Here is a 17,862-nt window from a genome sequence, read left to right on the forward strand (position 1 = left end):
TTCCTCAACACTCGGTAAATAGATCGTAATGGAGAGTAAAGACTCCGGCATGACTTTCCAGGCAAATGGGGCAATGCTTCACCTGGGTGAGTGATTAGTGATCTTGTACGGCTTGTCGTTTCTTCTTCTTATCGGTCTCAGTGCGACGTTGTCGGCGCTCGGCGCCGTGCCGGCAGTCGCCGCTCGGCACTTCGGTACTGAAATCTGAAGGAAGAGGTGGGCGGATGCTGGCCGCCACAAGGAGAATCGGCTGGGGGGCCGCCGTCATGGCGCTCGCCGTCGGGCTCGCGGGGTGTTCCGGATCTCAGGGAGCCAATGACAAGGTCACGAATGGTGCCCCCGGCCCCGGGAAGGCCGCCGGAGGCGCCGGGAACGCCGTACAACTCATCGGTGACGGCTCAACCGCTTTCACCGGTGACCAGCCCCACATGCCGAAGCCTGAGCAGCTGAAGCCCGGCCAGAAGCCGCCCCAGTTCGTTGTGTTCTCCTGGGACGGCGCGGGCGAGGACAGTCAGAAGCTCTTCTCCCACTTCCGCGGAGTGGCCAAGAAGTACAACGCGAAGATGACGTACTTCCTGAGCGGTGTCTATCTGCTCCCGGAGGAGAAGGCCGACCTGTACGCCCCGCCCCAGCACGGTCGCGGCACCTCTGACATCGGCTTCAATGACAACGACGGGATCAAGGACACACTGCGGGAGCTGCGTGGCGCCTGGCGCGACGGCAATGAGATCGGCACCCACTTCAACGGCCACTTCTGCGGCAACGAGGGCGGCGTCGGCACCTGGTCCGTCGATGAGTGGAAGAGCGAGATCAACCAGGCCAAGTCCTTTGTCAAGAACTGGAAGACCAACTCGGGCCTGAAGGACGAGGCCCCGCTCCCCTTCGACTACGACAAGGAAATGATCGGCGCCCGCACGCCCTGCCTGGAAGGGCAGAAGAACATGATGCGGGCGGCGAAGACGATGGGGTTCCGCTACGACTCCAGCGGCATCGGCGACCAGCTCTGGCCGAAGAAGACAGACGGCCTCTGGGACATTCCGCTCCAGCTGGTCCCGGTGCCGGGGCGTGATTTCGAGACGCTCTCGATGGACTACAACTTCATGTACAACCAGTCGGGGACGGTCAATGGCGATCCTTCGCAGCACGCGTACTGGGGCAACCAGATGCGTGACGGTCTGCTGGAAGCCTTCGACCGCGCCTACAAGGGGAACCGCGCGCCGCTGATCATCGGCAACCACTTCGAGTCCTGGAACGGCGGCACGTACATGACCGCCGTCGAGGACACCATCAAGACCGTGTGCGTCCAGAAGGACGTGCGGTGCGTGACGTTCCGCCAGCTCACCGACTGGCTGGACGCGCAGGACCCGGGGACCCTGGAGAAGTACCGCGGCCTGGGCGTCGGCAAGGCACCCAAGGGCGGCTGGACGGCGCTCGCGGCCGCCCCCGCGAGCAAGAGCCCGTCCCCGCCCGCCCGCCCGGCCGACCACTCCGAAGAACACTGACGGCGTCGCCGGCGGTACGGGGGACGGACGCTTCGGCGTTCCTGGTGGGCGCCGGGGCGCCGGGGCGCCTTCCGGGCTTCGGGGCGCGCGTCGGACTCCGTCCGCCGGCTGGGCTGAGGCGTGGGGCTCAGGACGGTTGGGGCAGGGCGAGTGCTTCGCTCGGGACGGAGGCGGGGTCGACCTGCGCGGCGAGGCAGATTCCTCTTTCTGCGTTCCTCGCACCGGTCGGCGCCGGGGCGCCTTCCGGGCTTCGGGGCGCGCGTCGGACTCCGTCCGCCGGCTGGGCTGGGGTGTGTGGGGCTCAGGACGGCTGGGGCACGGCGAGTGCTTCGCTCAGGACGAAGGCGGGGTCGACCTGCGCGGCGAGGTCGACACCCGTCTTCGCGTTGCCCCAGCTCTCCGCGTTCCTGAGGTGGAAGTGGACCATCTGCCGTGTGTACCGCTCCCAGTCGCGTAGCTCGTAGGAGTCCTCCGCCGCGTCCTGGAGGGTCTGGAGCGCGCAGCGGTTGTCCGCCTCAAGGAGCTCGAAGCGGATCGGCCTGCCCTTCTCCATCGCCCGGACCCAGTCGGAGTGGCCCACGGTGACGAGCAGGTCGTCGCCCACCTCCTCGCGCAGGAATTCCAGATCGTCCCTGCCCTGGACCTTGTTGCCGACGACCTTCAGCGAGACGCCGAAGTCCCGCGCGTACTGCTTGTACTGGCGGTATACGGACACGCCCTTCCGCGTCGGCTCCGCCACCAGGAACGTCATGTCGAACCGGGTGAACATCCCGGAGGCGAACGAGTCCGAGCCCGCCGTCATATCGACCACCACGTACTCGTGCGGGCCGTCGACCAGATGATTGAGGCACAGCTCGACCGCGCCGACCTTGGAGTGGTAGCAGCTCACCCCCAGATCGGATTCGGTGAAGGGGCCGGTGGCCATCAGCCGGATTTCGCCGTCGTCCAGTTGGACGGTACGGGCGCACGCCTCGTACACCGGGTTGTTCTCGCCGACCCGCAGGAGGCGCGACCCCTCACCCGGAGGTGTTGTCTTGATCATCGCTTCGGCCGACGGGATCCGCGGATTGCTGCCCCGCAGATAGTCCTTGATCAGCGGAAGCTGCCCACCCATGGCGGGCAGCGCGGCCGCTTCCGTCTCGTCGAGGCCGAGCGCGGCCCCGAGATGCTGGTTGATGTCGGCGTCCACCGCGACGACGGTGGCCTCGTTGGCGGTCAGATGACGGATGAAGAGCGAGGACAGCGTGGTCTTGCCGCTGCCGCCCTTGCCCACGAAAGCGATCTTCATGTTCACCTAGAGTAGTCGCAATCTCGCTCAAGGTGAGATGACTGAGTGAGGAAGACCACTCCAAGGTGGGGCGCGCGGCACGGGCGCGTAGCCTCCCTACTTATGAGTACGACTGCCTCTGACGCTTCCTTCGCGCCTCGGCCGGACGACCCACTGCTCGCACTGGCTTCCCTGCCCGGCGTTCCCGACGCGGTGGATTCCGTACGCGGGGCGGTCGACCGTGTCTACAGCCACCGAGTGATGCGCCGCCGCAGCAATGAGGTCACCGCCGAGGCGGCCCTGCGCGCCGCGCGTGGCTCCGCGGCGCTGTCCGGTGCGGACTGGGCGCTCGAAGAGGTGCGCCGACGCAGCGACTTCGGTTCGGAGGCCGAGGCCCGTACGGTCGGCGCGGCGCTCCGGCTGAACGCCGAGGCGGGTCAACTCCTCTCCATCTGGGGGCAGTCGCCGCTGCGCGTGCTCGCGCGGCTGCATCTGGTGGCCGCGGGGGGCGCGGGTGTCACGGACGAGACCGTGGGACGGCCCCGGCTGGCCGGCGAGCCGGTCGTGGAGGCGCCCGGAGGTGATGTGCCGGAACCGCTGCCCCGGGCTCCGCTGCCGGAGGCCGGCGAGGTGGCCGGGCGGCTGGAGGGACTGTCGCGGCTGGTGATCGCGCCCAGCAGGGCGCCGGCCCTGGTGGCGGCGGCGGTGGTGCACGGCGAGCTGCTGGCGCTGCGCCCCTTCGGCTCGTACAACGGCCTGGTGGCGCGGGCGGCCGAGCGCGTCGTGCTGATCGGCAGCGGCCTTGACCCCAAGTCGGTCTGCCCGGCGGAGGTGGGTCACGCGGAGCTGGGGCGCGCGGCGTACGCCGCTGCCTTTGACGGTTATGTGTCGGGCACCCAGGAGGGCATGGCGGCGTGGATCGTCCACTGCGGCCGGGCCATCGAGCTGGGTGTACGTGAATCGACCGCCGTCTGTGAAGCACTTCAGCGGGGCGCGGCCTGAGCGAAGGCCGTCCGGACGCATGTGGACCGGGCGGATGTGACCCGGACGAAGGCGGCCTGAACAGGGTTGCGGCGGCGCCTCGTTGGCACCGCCGCTGGCATGTCCACCGAGTTACCAAGCGTCCTCGTTGTGTTGCCCATCAGGTCGGGTACTTCGCCCGTCACCTGGTGCGGCTGGCCCGTATTCGACGGGTCGACGTCGCGTGGGTGCTCAGTTTTCATGCTCGGTCCGTGGGGCCTGGTGCGTAAACAGGTGATCCTCTCGGATGTCCTTGGTCTCGCGGGCCGTTGAATCCTTTCTACTCCTGTCCGCAGGGATGCGAAACCCCTGGCTGGACTTCTTTACTTTTAGGTTCAAAGAGTGGCAAAACGGTCGTAATGTTCGGGTCTTGGCCGACCGGGTGCCCCTGAGACCGGACGGCCTCAGGGGCGTCCTCGGGGGCGACTTCAGAAGACGGCATCAAGCGGGCGTCGACTGCCGTCGCTTGCTCGCGTACCAGACCAGCCCGGCTGTCGCCGCGGCCGCGCCCACCGCTGCCGCGGCGACCAGTGCCGGCCGGGGCGGCATGGAGAAGGCGGGCAGGCGCTGCTTGAGTCGCACGGGACGGTTGAAGACGAGAATCGGCCAGTCGCGCGCCGTCGCCTCCCGGCGCAGCGCGCGGTCGGGGTTGACGGCGTAGGGGTGTCCCACCGACTGGAGCATCGGTACGTCGGTGATGGAGTCGCTGTACGCGTAGCAGCGGGAGAGGTCGTACCCCTCGGACGCGGCGAGGGCCTTGATCGCCTCGGCCTTGGTCGGCCCGTACGCGTAGTACTCCACCTCGCCCGTGAAGCAGCCGTCGGCGCCGACGACCATCCGGGTGGCCACCACCCGGTCGGCGCCGAGCAGCTCGCCGATGGGCTCGACGACCTCCGCGCCGGAGGTGGACACGATCACCACATCGCGGCCGGCGATGTGATGGTCCTCGATGAGGGACGCCGCCTCGTCGTAGATGATCGGGTCGATGAGATCGTGCAGTGTCTCGGCGACGATCTCTTTGACCTGCTGGACGTTCCAGCCCTTGCAGAGCGCGGAGAGATACTCCCGCATCCGCTCCATCTGGTCGTGATCGGCGCCTCCGGCGAGGAAGACGAACTGCGCGTATGCGGTGCGCAGTACGGCGCGGCGGTTGATCAGGCCGCCTTGGTAGAAGGACTTGCTGAAGGTCAACGTCGATGACTTCGCAATGACCGTCTTGTCCAGGTCAAAGAAGGCTGCTGTGCGCGGCAAGGAGTGGTTTTCCACGAGGCCGAGCATATGCGCCCACCATTCGGCGTAAGCTGGGGCGCGTGGGTTTGCCTGAGAAGGCTCTCGGGTACACCATGGAAGTCACGGATCGTTCGCGACCGTGCTAACCCGGTCCGGCTCCTCCCCCCCCCGAGTCGGCCGTGGGGACGACCCCCGCTCTCCCCCCCGGCGGGGGTCGTCGCATGTCCGGACGCTTTTCTGGCTCTTCGAAGCCACTCGTCCCCCTTTCTGAGGCTCTGTGCGCGATGACGCCTCCGCGAGCATGCCCGTCACCGTGTGTAGCCAATGCGCTGCTCTCCGGAAGTCACTGGTATGAGCTACCGGGATATTCACAACTGGTGAGTTGTCCACAGTTTTCGAGCAAGATCCACACGATTTCTTGTTGCCCTGCACGGTGATTCCTGTCGCGAAGTTCACGCAAGCCGGAATCGCGGATACCGGATCACCGCGAGATCGCGGAGAGAAGTGCTCGCGGATAGCCGGATCGAGAAGAAGAGATAGAGGGGGAGATCGTGGCTGGATCCATGACATCCGATCGTTCACGGATCGGCGGGGGTAACGGGGCGGGACCACTGATCCTGACCGAGGACGTGGAGTTGCTCGACGATCTGCTGAGGCTCTGCGCGGCGGCCGGTGCCGAGCCGCAAGTCCATCATTCGGTGCCGGAGCGGAAGGGGTGCTGGGAGGACGCGCCGATGATTCTCGTCGGCGATGACGCGGCGGCGCGCTGCCGTGGCGCCACCCGCAGGCGGGGCGTGCTGCTTGTCGGGCGGGACCAGGACGACCCGGGTGTATGGCGGCGAGCGGTGGAGATCGGTGCGGACTGCGTGCTGCGGCTGCCGGACGCCGAGAGCTGGCTCGTCGACCGGATCGCGGATGCCGCAGAAGGCGTCGGCCGCCCCGCGCTCACCGTCGGTGTGATCGGCGGGCGAGGTGGCGCGGGGGCGTCCACACTGGCGTGCGCCCTCGCCGTCACCGCCGCGCGCGCCGGGCGGCGCACGATGCTCGTCGACGCCGATCCGCTCGGTGGGGGCCTTGACGTGGTGCTCGGCGGCGAGCAGGCGGAGGGCAGAAGGTGGCCGGATTTCGCCGCTTCCAAGGGACGCGTCGCGGGTGGCGCGTTGGAGGAGTCGCTGCCCCGGCTCCATGAGTTGCGGGTGCTCAGCTGGGACCGCGGCGATTCGGTGGTGATTCAGCCGGAGGCCATGCGGTCGGTGCTCGCGGCGGCCCGCAGACGCGGTGGGGTCGTGGTCGTGGATCTGCCCCGGCGCGTCGACGAAGCCGTGGCGGAGGCCCTGGCACAGCTGGATCTGGGGCTGTTGGTGGTGCCCGCCGAGCTGCGGGCCGTCGCCGCGGCCGGCCGGGTGGCCTCGCTGGCGGGCATGGTCCTCAGGGATCTACGGGTGGTGGTCCGGGGTCCGTACGCCGCCGGGCTGGACGAGCGGTGGATCGCCGACGCGCTCCGGCTGCCTCTGGTGGGCGAAGTGCCCCTGGAGCCGGGGCTGCCGGAGTCCCAGGACGGCGGCGCGCCCCCGGGATCCCGTGCGCGCGGACCGCTGGCCGCGTTCTGTACGGCCTTCTGGGAGCGGGCGCTGGCCGGGGACGGGAGTGTGACGCCTTGAACGGCGGTTCGGTGGCTCAGAAGAACGGCGGCGCGATGGCGCACGGGCTGCTGGACGCAGTACGGCAGCGGCTCGCGGAGAGCGGGGCGGACCCCACACCGGCGCGGGTGGCGGCGGCGTTACGGGCTCAGGGGCGGTTGCTCGGCGATGCGGAAGTGCTCGGAGCGGCGGCGGAGTTGCGCTGCGAGCTGGTGGGGACGGGCCCTCTGGAGCCGCTTCTCGACGACCCCGAGGTGACGGACGTGCTGGTCTCCGCGCCGGACCGGGTGTGGGTGGACCGGGGCGGCGGCCTTGAACTGACGGCCGTGTCCTTCGCCGACGCCGCCTCCGTACGGAGGCTGGCGCAGCGGCTCGCCGCCGTGGCCGGGCGACGGCTCGACGACGCCCGCCCCTGGGTGGACGCGCGACTGCCCGACGGCACACGGATGCACGCGGTCCTGCCGCCGGTGGCGGTCGGCTCGACCTGTCTGTCGCTGCGGGTGGTGCGGCCCAAGGCGTTCTCGCTGGCGGAGCTGACCGCGGCGGGGACGGTACCGCCGGGCGGAGAGCGGGTGTTGCGGGCGCTGATCGAGGCCCGGCAGTCGTTCCTGATCAGTGGTGGCACGGGCACGGGAAAGACCACACTCCTGTCCACCCTGCTCGGTCTGGTCGGGGAGCGCGAGCGGATCGTACTGGCCGAGGACTCCGCCGAGTTGAGGCCCGACCATCCGCATGTGGTGCGGCTGGAGGGGAGGCCGGCGAACCAGGAGGGCGCGGGCCTGGTGACGCTGCGGGATCTGGTCAGGCAGGCGTTGCGGATGCGGCCGGACCGGCTGGTCGTCGGTGAGGTCCGAGGCCATGAGGTCACCGAACTGCTCGCCGCACTGAACACGGGGCATGAGGGAGGCTGCGGAACCGTACACGCGAATACCGCGGCGGACGTTCCCGCGCGTCTGGAGGCGTTGGGAACGGCGGCGGGCCTCGATCGGGCGGCGCTGCACAGCCAGCTGGCGGCCGCGCTGTCGGTCGTGATCCATCTGGTACGGGACCGCGACGGGCGCCGGAGGATCGCCGAGGTGCATGTGCTGGAGCGGGACAGCGCGGGGCTGGTGGTGCCGGTGCCCGCGTTGCGCTGGGGCGCCGGAGGCTTCGCGTACGACCGTGGCCGGCCGCGGTTGCTGGCGCTGATCGGAGGCGCGCTGTGACGTCTCTGATGGTGTCTCTCACCTCGTTCACAGCTGTGCTGTGTGCCGGGGGAGCTGTCCGGCTGGCCGTCGGCCAGGAGCGGCGACTGCGGCGGGCCAGACGGCTGCTCGCGGCCCCGGGCAGGCCCGTTGCCGCGATGCCGGGGCCGCCGCCGTGGGAGCGGTGGCTGCCGAAGGCCAGTGAGTGGGCGCGACGGCTGCGTGGGAAGTGGCTCTGTCTGCCGCCCGCGGTGTTGCTCGCGCTCCTGGGCGAGTCGGTACTGCCGCTGTTCGGGGGCGCGCTGGCGGTGCCGGTGGCGGGACGGTTGCTGCGTGCCAGGGAGCGGAGGAAGGCGCGTGAGCGGCTGGCCGACCGGATCGTCGCGCTGTGTGGCACGGCAGCGGGCGAGCTCCGAGCCGGTATGCAGCCCACCCAGGCACTGCTGGCCGCGGCGGGATCGACCGGTGGCCTGGGAAGCGCGGAGGGAATCGTGCTGGCGGCCGCGCGGTTCGGCGGTGACGTACCCGACGCGCTGCGGAAGGCGGCGCGTGAGCCGGGAGCGGACGGCCTCGTGGGACTCGCGGCCTGCTGGCGGGTGGCCGTGGACGGCGGGGCGGGGCTCGCCGCCGGACTGGATCGCCTGGACGCGGCGCTACGGGCGGAAAGAGAGCAACGGGAAGGATTGCGGGCCCAGTTGTCGGGGGCCTGGGCGACCGTCACTGTGCTGGCGCTGCTTCCCGTGGTCGGCCTGGCGCTGGGCTGGGCCCTGGGCGCGGATCCGCTGCGTGTCCTGCTGCACACCCCGGCCGGGCTCGGCTGTCTGGTGGTGGGCGGCCTGCTGGAGGGCGCGGGCCTGTGGTGGGCCGCCCGGATCGTACGGACCGGGGAGGCGCCATGACCGGGGAGTTCGTCCACAGGCTGTGGGTGGTCGTCGTGGTGCTCATCGCGATCGGCTCGTTGGCCTTCGCGATGGCGGACCGGCGGTGTGAACGGCGGGTGCGGCGGCGGTTCGCGGTCCTGCTCGCGGTCGAGCACGGACGGCGGCGGCCCCGGCCCCGGGCGGCGGAGTGGGCGCGGCGCTGGGGTCCACCGACCGGCGCGGTGATCTTCGGCTGGGTCATGGTCGGCGGGGTGGCCGGCTGGCTGGTCGGGCTCGCCGGGGCGTACGGGGTCCGCAGGTGGCTGCGTACGAGAAAGCCGGAGGACCGTACCGGTACCGATGAGGCGGCCCGTCAGCAGCTTCCGCTCGCCGCCGATCTGCTGGCCGCCTGTATCGCGGCGGGGGCGGGACCGCGCGACGCGGCGGAGGCGGTCGGCGAGTCGCTGGGCGGACCCGTCGGTGACCGGCTGGCGCGGACCGCGGCGGAGCTGCGGCTCGGCGGCGAACCGGCCGACGCGTGGCGGCGGTTCGGGGAGATACCGGGCGCGGCGGGGCTGGCCCGCTGTCTGGAACGGGCGGCATCGACCGGAGCGCCGGCCGCCGAGCCGGTGTCCCGGCTGGCAGACGGCTTCAGGGCGGAGCGGGCCCGGGCAGCGGTGGCCAGAGCCCAGCGGGCCCAGGTGCTGATCACGGCCCCAGTAGGGCTGTGCTTTCTTCCCGCCTTTCTGGCGGTCGGGGTGGCGCCGGTGGTCATCGGTCTGGCGAGCGGCCTGCTGAACGGCGGCTGAGCCAATTCCCTAATTTCCTACGAACTGAACCATTCCTGCGGTTTCCAGGGGGAGACGACATGTGGATGAGGATTCGACGAATCCGGCGAATCTGGCGGACACGGCCGCGCGGGGCGCGAGCAGACGCCGGGATGACCACGTCGGAGTACGCGGTGGGGACGATCGCCGCCTGCGCGCTCGCCGCGGTGCTCTACAAGGTGGTCACGAGCGGGCCCGTGGCGGGCGCCTTGCAGTCGTTGATCGGGAGGGCTCTCAGTGCGCAGTTCTGAGACGGTCCGTACGCGCCCGGCCGGAGCCCGTCGCCTCGGCTGTCGCCCAGTCCGTCGCCCAGTCCGTGGCCTGGTCCGTGGCCTGGTCCGTCCCTGCGACCGGGGGTTCGTGACGGCGGAGTCGGCGGTGGCGGTACCGGCGCTGGCCGTGTTCGCCCTGGCTCTCGTCTGGGCGCTGATGGCGGCCTCCGCTCAGATCCGGTGTGTGGACGCTGCTCGCGCGGGGGCGAGAGCAGCCGCCAGAGCCGAGCCGCGGGCCGCGGCGGTGGCCGCCGCCCGTTCGGCCGCCCCGGCCGGCGCCAGGGTCGCTCTGGGGCGTACAGGCGATCTGTGGCGGGTGCGGGTGGAGGCGCCGACGCCGGGGCCGGGCGCCCTGACCCTCACGCTCACCGCCGAGGCCGTCGCGTCGGCGGAGGACGCGATGGACGCCCTGGACCCCGTACAGGCCGCGAGAGACGGCTCCGGAGGCCCGCACGCGGCCGGGGCGGCGCCATGACAAGGGCCGTGGTGCCAGGGGCGGCCAGGGCCAGGGACCGCGGGTCGGCGACGGTGTGGGTGGCGATGGCGGCGACCGCGCTGTGTGCCGTCTTCGCCCTGGTGCTCGCCATGGGGCAGGCGGTCGTCGCCCGGCACCGGGCGGGAGCCGCGGCCGACCTGGCAGCCCTCGCCGCCGCGGACCACTCGCTTCTCGGCTCGGCGGACGCCTGCCGGCGGGCGGCCGAGGTGGCGGCGGCGCAGGGAGCGGAGGTGGTGCGGTGCGTGGTGAGCGGTGAGATCGCGGACGTGACGGCGCGGGCGGCGTTCGGACCGTACGCCCCGACGGTCAGGGCACGGGCGGGCCCGCCGCCGCCCGTACCCCCGCCAGGTGCCCTGTCAGGCCTCGCGGGCACGCCCTAAGCCACGGTGGGTGCTTCTTCCGCTTCCACGTCCGCTTCCACGTCCGCGTCCATCTCCGCGTCCATTCCAGCCTCCGGATGCGCGACCGGAAGTACGTCGGTCTCCGGCTGTGTGTCGGGGGCGGCGCTGAGGAGCTCGGTCAGGAGTCGTACCGCGCCTCGTTTGTGCAGGGGGTCGTTGCCGTTGCCGCACTTCGGTGACTGGATGCAGGACGGACAGCCGGCGTCGCACTCGCAGGAGGCGATCGCCTCGCGAGTGGCTGTGAGCCACTCACGGGCTGTTCGGAAGCCCCGCTCCGCGAAGCCCGCGCCGCCGGGATGGCCGTCGTAGACGAAGACCGTCGGCAGCAGCGTGTCCGGGTGGAGCGGTACGGACACCCCGCCGATGTCCCAGCGGTCACAGGTCGCGAAGAGCGGCAGCAGCCCGATCGAGGCGTGCTCGGCGGCGTGCAGCGCGCCGCCCAGCTGCTCGGGGTTGACGCGGGCCCGGTCGAGCTGGTCCTCGGTGACCGTCCACCACACGGCCCGGGTACGGAGCGTCCGTGGCGGCAGATCGAGTTTGCTCTCGCCCAGCACCTCGCCGGTGATGAGCCGGCGGCGCAGAAAGGAGACGACCTGGTTGGTGACTTCGACGGAGCCGTAGCAGAGGCGCCCCTCGCCCCACGGGATCTCCGTGTCGGTTTCGAGTACGGAGATGGCGGTGGTGTCGCGGGCGGTGGTGGAGTACGGCGGGTTCGCCTCCTCGACCAGGGCGACCGAGTCGGCCAGGTCGAGCCGCTTCACCAGGTACGTACGGCCCTGGTGGAGGTGGACGGCGCCGTCGTGGACGGCGGTGTGGGAGGCGGCTTCGTCGACCGTGCCCAGCAGCCGCCCCGTCCCGGCCTCGACGATCTGGACAGGACTGCCGCCTTCGCCCCGGATGTCGGCGAGGTCGGCGGCCCGCTCGCGACGGGTCCAGTACCAGCCCGAGTCGCGGCGCCGCAGCAGCGCCGCGCTCTCCAACTGCGGGAGCAGGTCGGGTACGGCGGGTCCGAAGAGCGTCAGATCGGCTTCGGTGAGGGGGAGTTCGGCCGCCGCCGCGCACAGATGGGGGGCGAGGACATACGGGTTGTCGGGGTCGAGGACGGTGGACTCGACGGGCTGCCGGAACAGCGCCTCGGGGTGGTGGACGAGGAAGGTGTCCAGCGGATCGTCCCGGGCGACCAGGACGGCCAGCGCCCCCTGCCCCGAACGCCCGGCCCGGCCCGCCTGCTGCCACAGGGAGGCGCGGGTGCCCGGATAGCCGGCGATGACGACGGCGTCCAGGCCCGACACGTCGATGCCCAGCTCCAGTGCGGTGGTGGCGGCGAGGCCGAGCAGTTCGCCGGAGTGCAGGGCGTTCTCCAGGGCGCGGCGTTCCTCGGGGAGGTAGCCGCCGCGGTAGGCGGCGACCCGGCGGGCCAGCGAGCGGTCCACCTCGGCCAGCCGTTCCTGGGCGATGACGGAAATGAGCTCGGCGCCGCGCCGGGAGCGTACGAAGGCGACCGTACGGACGCCCTGGACGGTCAGGTCGGTGAGGAGGTCGGCGGTCTCGGCGGTGGCGGTACGGCGGACGGGGGCGCCCTTCTCGCCGTGCAGATCGGTGAGCGGCGGCTCCCAGAGCGCGAAGACCAGTTCGCCGCGCGGTGACGCGTCGTCGGCGACCTCGTGGACGGGCAGACCGGTGAGCCGGCCGGCGGCCTGTGCCGGTTCCGCGGCGGTCGCCGAGGCGAGCAGGAAGACCGGATTCGCTCCGTAGCGGGCGCATACGCGGCGGAGTCGGCGCAGGACCTGCGCCACATGGGAGCCGAAGACGCCGCGATAGGTGTGGCACTCGTCGATGACGACAAAGCGCAGGGCGCGCAGGAAGGAGGCCCAGCGGGGGTGGGACGGGAGTATCCCCCGGTGCAGCATGTCCGGATTGGTCAGCACGTAGTTGGCGTACTGCCGGACCCACTCCCGTTCCTCGACCGGGGTGTCACCGTCGTAGACGGCGGGGCGCACGCGGTTGCCGAGCGGAGCGGCCAGCGCCTTGACCGAGCGGCGCTGGTCGGCGGCGAGAGCCTTCGTCGGGGCGAGATAGAGCGCCGTCGTCCCTCTGCCGTTGGGCGCCTCCGAGCCGTCGAGGAGGGTGGTCAGTACGGGGGCGAGGTAGGCGAGGGACTTGCCGGAGGCGGTGCCGGTGGCGATCACGACGGACTCGCCGTCCAGCGCGTGCTCGGCGGCCGTCGCCTGGTGGGCCCATGGATGGTCGACACCGGCCCGCTGAATGGCGTTGATCACTTCCGGGCGGATGCGGTCGGGCCAGACGGCATGACGTCCCGCACGCGGGGGCAGGTGCTCCGTATGGGTGATGCGCGCAGCACGGCCCGCCCCCGTGGCGAGCCGGTCCAGGACCGTACGGGGGGAGGGGCGGTTGCCCCCGCTCTCAGGGGGTCCACTGGGGCGGTGATTCCTGGCCATCGGCATCGAGTGTGTCACTGGCGTGACGGACAATGGTCTCAAGGCGTCGTGCATGACTGCTGGTAAGTGATTGAATGCCATCGCGGCTGGCGATACGTCCCCTGGCTCCGTCGGGGAGACCCGAGGGGCGACCGCTCGATAGCAAGGTGCTGGAGGATCCGTGGACCTGTCCCTGTCGACTCGCAATGTGTCCGGCCCTGGTGGCGACCGTACGGTCGTCGAGGTCGGTGGCGAGATTGATGTGTATACCGCGCCCAAGCTGCGCGAGCAGTTGGTCGAGTTGGTGAACGACGGCAGCTACCACCTGGTTGTCGACATGGAGGGCGTGGACTTCCTGGACTCGACCGGGCTCGGCGTGCTCGTGGGTGGCCTGAAGCGTGTGCGCGCCCATGAGGGCTCGCTGCGTCTGGTCTGCAACCAGGAGCGCATTCTCAAGATCTTCCGGATCACCGGTCTCACCAAGGTGTTCCCGATCCACACCACGGTCGACGAGGCCGTGGCGGCCACCGACTGAGGTCGGCCGAGTCTTCCGGAGGAGAGGGCAGAGGCACCGGGCGTGATGCCCGGCGCCCGCGCCCATGAGTTTTCACGCTCGTACGTTCGAGGGGGATCGCATGGCCACCGTTGAACTCCGCTTCAGCGCCCAGCCCGAACATGTCAGAACGGCCCGTCTTGTGGCGGCCGCCGTGGCTCGTCGGGCAGGTGTCGATGAGGCTGTGTTGGACGAGGTCAGACTCGCGGTCGGTGAAGCGTGCAGCCGGGCGGTCGGGCTGCACCGCAGCCATGGCATCACCGCCCCGGTGAGAGTCGTGCTGAACGAGGAGGAGAAAGCCTTCTCCATCGAGGTCGGCGACGGGGTCACGACCGTGAGCGGAGCCGCCGGGGAAGCCCGCGACGGCGTGGCTCCGGGCGACTCCCACGAGAGCGATGCCGAGGGCGAGGACGAGATGGGCCTCGCGGTCATCAGCGGGCTCGTCGACGATGTGGAAGTCACCTCGGGCGACGACGGTGGCGTCATCCGGATGAGCTGGCCGACGGCCTCGGCCGTCGCGTTGCCCTGACGGCGTTACCCCGGCCCTTTCGGGCAGCCGGACGGAGAGCCGGTGATCCATTCTCCAGGAAGGCCCTGCTGAGCAGGGTCTTTCTTTTTTCCATCGGATTATCGATCACCCATTAACGCGCTTATCCCATTACCCCTTCCAAGGTCATTCGATAAGTCAAGGTCAATTGCATGTGGCGTGCTCTGTTTTGATCAGGTTCCGCTCCCTACAATCCGTCCATCTTGAACGCTGAGCGTCAAGGAGGACGAATGGCGGGGCACTACCAACCACAACTGTCCGAGCACCCCACTTCTCTCGCTGCCGCGATACTCACGGACGACAACCGCGTCATCGTGATCGTCATCGCGGTCGTCGCGCTGGCGGCGCTGTTCGTGGCACAGCTGCTGGTGCGCCAGGTGCTGGCGGCCGGCGAGGGCACCGATTCGATGAAGGAGATCGCGGCCGCCGTACAGGAAGGCGCCAATGCCTATCTGGCACGGCAGTTGCGCACCCTCGGCGTATTCGCCGTCGTGGTGTTCTTCCTGCTGATGTTGTTGCCGGCCGACAACTGGTCACAACGCGCGGGACGTTCGTTGTTCTTCCTGGTAGGTGCGCTTTTCTCGGCGGCCACCGGATACATCGGCATGCGTCTCGCCGTACGCAGCAATGTGCGCGTGGCGGCGGCCGCGCGTGAGGCGACACCGGCGGAAGGTGAGCCGGAGAAAGATCTCACGGCCGTTTCGCACAAAGCCATGAAGATCGCATTCCGTACGGGTGGCGTGGTCGGCATGTTCACGGTGGGCCTCGGTCTGCTCGGCGCCTCCTGTGTGGTCCTCGTCTATGCCGCCGACGCCCCCAAGGTGCTGGAGGGCTTCGGTCTCGGCGCCGCGCTGATCGCCATGTTCATGCGAGTCGGAGGCGGCATCTTCACCAAGGCGGCCGATGTCGGCGCCGACCTGGTCGGCAAAGTGGAGCAGGGCATTCCGGAGGACGATCCGCGCAACGCGGCGACCATCGCGGACAACGTGGGCGACAACGTCGGCGACTGCGCGGGGATGGCGGCCGACCTGTTCGAGTCGTACGCGGTGACGCTGGTGGCCGCGCTGATCCTCGGCAAGGCGGCGTTCGGGGACTTCGGGCTGGCCTTCCCGCTGATCGTCCCCGCGATCGGGGTGATCACGGCCATGATCGGCATCTTCGCCGTCGCCCCGCGCAGGGCCGACCGCAGCGGGATGAGCGCCATCAACCGCGGTTTCTTCATCTCCGCGGTGATCTCGCTCGCGCTGGTGGCCGTGGCGTCCTTCGTCTACCTGCCGTCCTCGTACGCCGAGCTGGACGGGGTCACCGACCCGGCGATCCTGACGCACAGCGGTGACCCCCGGGTGCTCGCCCTGCTCGCGGTCGCCATCGGTATCGTGCTGGCGGCCCTGATCCAGCAGCTCACCGGCTACTTCACCGAGACCACCCGGCGCCCGGTCAAGGACATCGGCAAATCCGCCCTGACGGGCCCCGCCACCGTCGTCCTCGCGGGCGTGGCCATCGGTCTGGAGTCGGCGGTCTATACGGCGCTGCTGATCGGTCTCGCGGTCTACGGGGCGTTCCTGATCGGCGGTGCGTCGATCACGCTCGCCCTCTTCGCGGTGGCCCTCGCGGGCACCGGTCTGCTCACCACCGTCGGTGTCATCGTCGCCATGGACACCTTCGGGCCGGTCTCCGACAACGCCCAGGGCATCGCCGAGATGTCGGGCGACGTCGAGGGCGCGGGCGCGCAGGTGCTCACCGACCTCGACGCCGTGGGGAACACCACGAAGGCCATCACCAAGGGCATCGCCATCGCCACGGCCGTACTCGCCGCGTCGGCGCTCTTCGGCTCGTACCGGGACGCCATCGCCACGGCCGTCGCGGATGTGGGGGCCAGAGCGGGCGAGCTGACGCTCAGTCTGGACATCTCCCAGCCCAACAACCTGGTCGGGCTGATTCTCGGCGCCGCGGTCGTCTTCCTCTTCTCGGGGCTGGCGATCAACGCGGTCTCGCGATCGGCCGGTTCGGTGGTCTACGAGGTGCGCCGGCAGTTCCGCGAGCACCCCGGGATCATGGATTACACCGAGAAACCGGAGTACGGCCGGGTGGTCGACATCTGCACCAAGGACGCGCTGCGCGAGCTGGCCACCCCGGGGCTGCTCGCCGTCCTCACCCCCATCGCCGTCGGTTTCACGCTCGGGGTGGGCGCGCTCGGCTCGTTCCTGGCCGGCGCGATCGGTACGGGCACGCTGATGGCCGTCTTCCTCGCCAACTCCGGAGGTGCCTGGGACAACGCGAAGAAGCTCGTCGAGGACGGTCATCACGGAGGAAAGGGCAGTGAGGCCCATGCCGCGACGGTCATCGGGGACACGGTGGGGGACCCGTTCAAGGACACGGCGGGCCCCGCCATCAACCCGCTGCTGAAGGTGATGAACCTGGTGGCGCTGCTCATCGCCCCGGCGGTCGTGCAGTTCAGTTACGGAGCCGACGCCAGCGCCGGAGTCCGCGCGCTGGTGGCGGTGCTCGCCCTCGCCGTCATCATCGGCGCGGTTTATGTCTCCAAACGCCGATCGGTCACGGTGGACGGCGGAGGTGAGGGCGGCGGGGGCGGTTCCGGCGGCGGGAACGAGAAGTCGCCCGACCCGGTGGCGGCCTCCTGACGACCCGGTCGACCCTGAGGGGGAGCGGGCGGGTGGCGCGGAGTGACGCGCGCCACCCGCCCGCTCGCGCCGACCCCGGACGGCGTGCCCGTTCGCGCCGACCCCGGACACCGCGCGCCCGGCGTGAGGTGTCTCTCCCTTGGTGCAAATGGCTGCAATAGGGCACGTACCGGACGTTCGGCGTGTGGTTGTCGCCCACTTGGCGTGTATGTTCCGGGGCCGAGAGCCTTGGAAGGGACCCAACCGGTGAACAAGAAGCTTGTGGCCGCGCTGTCCGGCGGTGCGGTGCTGCTCATGGCGCTGTCCGGCTGCAGTGGTGATGACAGCGACCAAAAGGTGAACGCCTGGGCCAAGAAGGTCTGTGACCAGGTTCAGCCTCAGCTGACGAAGATCGCGAACTCCAACACCTCCATCCAGCAGGCGACCTCCGACAGCAGCAAGCCCGCTGATGTCCAGAAGGCCGACTCGGCCGCCTTCCAGTCCATCTCCGACGCCTACAAGGCGCTGGGCTCCGCCGTGGACAGCGCGGGCTCACCGCCCATCACGGACGGCGAGAAGACCCAGAAGGACGCCGTCAAGGAACTCAACGCCACCGCGACGGCGTACGCGGGCCTCAAGACGAAGGTCGACGCGCTCGACATCAAGGACCAGGCGGACTTCGCGGACGGCCTCAAGGGCGTCGCGGACGAGCTGGACAAGCTCAGCAAGAGCGGCGACCAGGCGCTCCAGAAGCTCCAGTCCGGCGATGTCGGCAAGGCGATGGCGAAGCAGGCCGGCTGCCAGAAGCCACCGGTGGCGGCCGGCGGGTCCGGCTCTCCGGCGGCCGGGTCATAAGCTCCCGGGCCGGGTCGTAGCCTCTCCGGCACCCGCTGCCGGACGCCCTCAGGCGCTTCATGCCGCTCCGGAACGCGGTCGCACGCGGCCCGCGGCCCGGTCCCCCCGCACGGAGGGACCGGGCCGCGGGCCGTTGTCAGTGGCAGCCG

At 70.3% G+C, this 17,862-nt stretch carries 16 protein-coding genes; 13 read left to right on the forward strand and 3 right to left on the reverse strand.

Annotated elements, in window-relative coordinates; genetic code table 11:
* Positions 1-224: 224 nt before the first annotated feature.
* A complete protein-coding gene (locus M1203_RS29120) occupies positions 225-1,502 on the forward strand; it encodes a hypothetical protein (protein WP_249952798.1) in 1,278 nt (425 codons plus the stop codon).
* 301 nt (positions 1,503-1,803) lie between these two features.
* Here M1203_RS29120 and M1203_RS29125 read toward each other — a convergent pair whose 3' ends face one another.
* Positions 1,804-2,790 carry an ATP-binding protein gene (locus tag M1203_RS29125; protein WP_249952799.1) on the reverse strand — a complete coding sequence of 329 codons (987 nt, stop codon included), beginning with the start codon at positions 2,788-2,790 and terminating at the stop codon, positions 1,804-1,806.
* 102 nt (positions 2,791-2,892) lie between these two features.
* Here M1203_RS29125 and M1203_RS29130 point away from each other — a divergent pair, with 102 nt between their 5' ends.
* Positions 2,893-3,771, forward strand: a complete 879-nt coding sequence (locus tag M1203_RS29130) for an oxidoreductase (RefSeq protein ID WP_249952800.1) — start codon at positions 2,893-2,895, stop codon at positions 3,769-3,771.
* 459 nt (positions 3,772-4,230) lie between these two features.
* Here M1203_RS29130 and M1203_RS29135 read toward each other — a convergent pair whose 3' ends face one another.
* Positions 4,231-5,067 carry an HAD family phosphatase gene (locus tag M1203_RS29135; protein WP_249952801.1) on the reverse strand — a complete coding sequence of 279 codons (837 nt, stop codon included), beginning with the start codon at positions 5,065-5,067 and terminating at the stop codon, positions 4,231-4,233.
* Positions 5,068-5,582: 515 nt separating this feature from the next.
* Between M1203_RS29135 and ssd the strand changes: the two genes are divergently transcribed.
* The 7 genes from ssd (at position 5,583) to M1203_RS29170 (ending at position 10,678) form a co-directional block, all read left to right on the forward strand.
* Positions 5,583-6,680 carry a septum site-determining protein Ssd gene (gene ssd / locus M1203_RS29140; protein WP_249952802.1) on the forward strand — a complete coding sequence of 366 codons (1,098 nt, stop codon included), beginning with the start codon at positions 5,583-5,585 and terminating at the stop codon, positions 6,678-6,680.
* A 35-nt stretch (positions 6,681-6,715) separates the two neighbouring features.
* Positions 6,716-7,864 (forward strand): TadA family conjugal transfer-associated ATPase, encoded by a 1,149-nt coding sequence (locus M1203_RS29145; RefSeq protein WP_249952926.1) that lies wholly within the window; start codon positions 6,716-6,718, stop codon positions 7,862-7,864.
* A gap of 8 nt (positions 7,865-7,872) precedes the next feature.
* Complete coding sequence (locus M1203_RS29150) at positions 7,873-8,742, forward strand: type II secretion system F family protein (protein ID WP_249952803.1); 870 nt, start codon at positions 7,873-7,875, stop codon at positions 8,740-8,742.
* Positions 8,739-9,512 carry a type II secretion system F family protein gene (locus tag M1203_RS29155; RefSeq protein WP_249952804.1) on the forward strand — a complete coding sequence of 258 codons (774 nt, stop codon included), beginning with the start codon at positions 8,739-8,741 and terminating at the stop codon, positions 9,510-9,512. The genes M1203_RS29150 and M1203_RS29155 overlap by 4 nt, the downstream gene beginning before the upstream one ends.
* A gap of 131 nt (positions 9,513-9,643) precedes the next feature.
* Positions 9,644-9,781, forward strand: a complete 138-nt coding sequence (locus M1203_RS29160; protein ID WP_249952805.1) for a DUF4244 domain-containing protein — start codon at positions 9,644-9,646, stop codon at positions 9,779-9,781.
* Positions 9,782-9,851: 70 nt separating this feature from the next.
* Complete coding sequence (locus M1203_RS29165) at positions 9,852-10,277, forward strand: TadE family type IV pilus minor pilin (protein WP_249952927.1); 426 nt, start codon at positions 9,852-9,854, stop codon at positions 10,275-10,277.
* Positions 10,274-10,678: an Rv3654c family TadE-like protein gene (locus M1203_RS29170; protein ID WP_249952806.1), complete on the forward strand. Its 405-nt coding sequence runs from the start codon at positions 10,274-10,276 to the stop codon at positions 10,676-10,678. Before M1203_RS29165 ends, M1203_RS29170 begins: the two co-directional genes overlap by 4 nt.
* On the opposite strand, the gene M1203_RS29175 is transcribed toward M1203_RS29170, so the two are convergent.
* Entirely contained in the window at positions 10,675-13,239 is a 2,565-nt protein-coding gene (locus M1203_RS29175) for a DEAD/DEAH box helicase (RefSeq protein WP_249952807.1), read from the reverse strand. The two genes, M1203_RS29170 and M1203_RS29175, sit on opposite strands and share 4 nt — an antisense overlap.
* A 79-nt stretch (positions 13,240-13,318) precedes the next feature.
* Here M1203_RS29175 and M1203_RS29180 point away from each other — a divergent pair, with 79 nt between their 5' ends.
* The 4 genes from M1203_RS29180 (at position 13,319) to M1203_RS29195 (ending at position 17,713) form a co-directional block, all read left to right on the forward strand.
* Positions 13,319-13,672 carry an STAS domain-containing protein gene (locus M1203_RS29180; RefSeq protein WP_003967428.1) on the forward strand — a complete coding sequence of 118 codons (354 nt, stop codon included), beginning with the start codon at positions 13,319-13,321 and terminating at the stop codon, positions 13,670-13,672.
* Between the two features lie 100 nt (positions 13,673-13,772).
* On the forward strand, positions 13,773-14,219 hold the full coding sequence (locus M1203_RS29185; protein ID WP_249952808.1) for an ATP-binding protein: 447 nt from the start codon (positions 13,773-13,775) through the stop codon (positions 14,217-14,219).
* 248 nt (positions 14,220-14,467) lie between these two features.
* Complete coding sequence (locus M1203_RS29190; RefSeq protein ID WP_249952809.1) at positions 14,468-16,879, forward strand: sodium-translocating pyrophosphatase; 2,412 nt, start codon at positions 14,468-14,470, stop codon at positions 16,877-16,879.
* Positions 16,880-17,125: 246 nt separating this feature from the next.
* On the forward strand, positions 17,126-17,713 hold the full coding sequence (locus M1203_RS29195; RefSeq protein WP_249952810.1) for a small secreted protein: 588 nt from the start codon (positions 17,126-17,128) through the stop codon (positions 17,711-17,713).
* The last annotated feature ends 149 nt before the right edge of the window (positions 17,714-17,862 follow it).

It is taken from the genome of Streptomyces sp. 35G-GA-8, assembly GCF_023534745.1.
Taxonomy (GTDB): Bacteria; Actinomycetota; Actinomycetes; order Streptomycetales; family Streptomycetaceae; genus Streptomyces.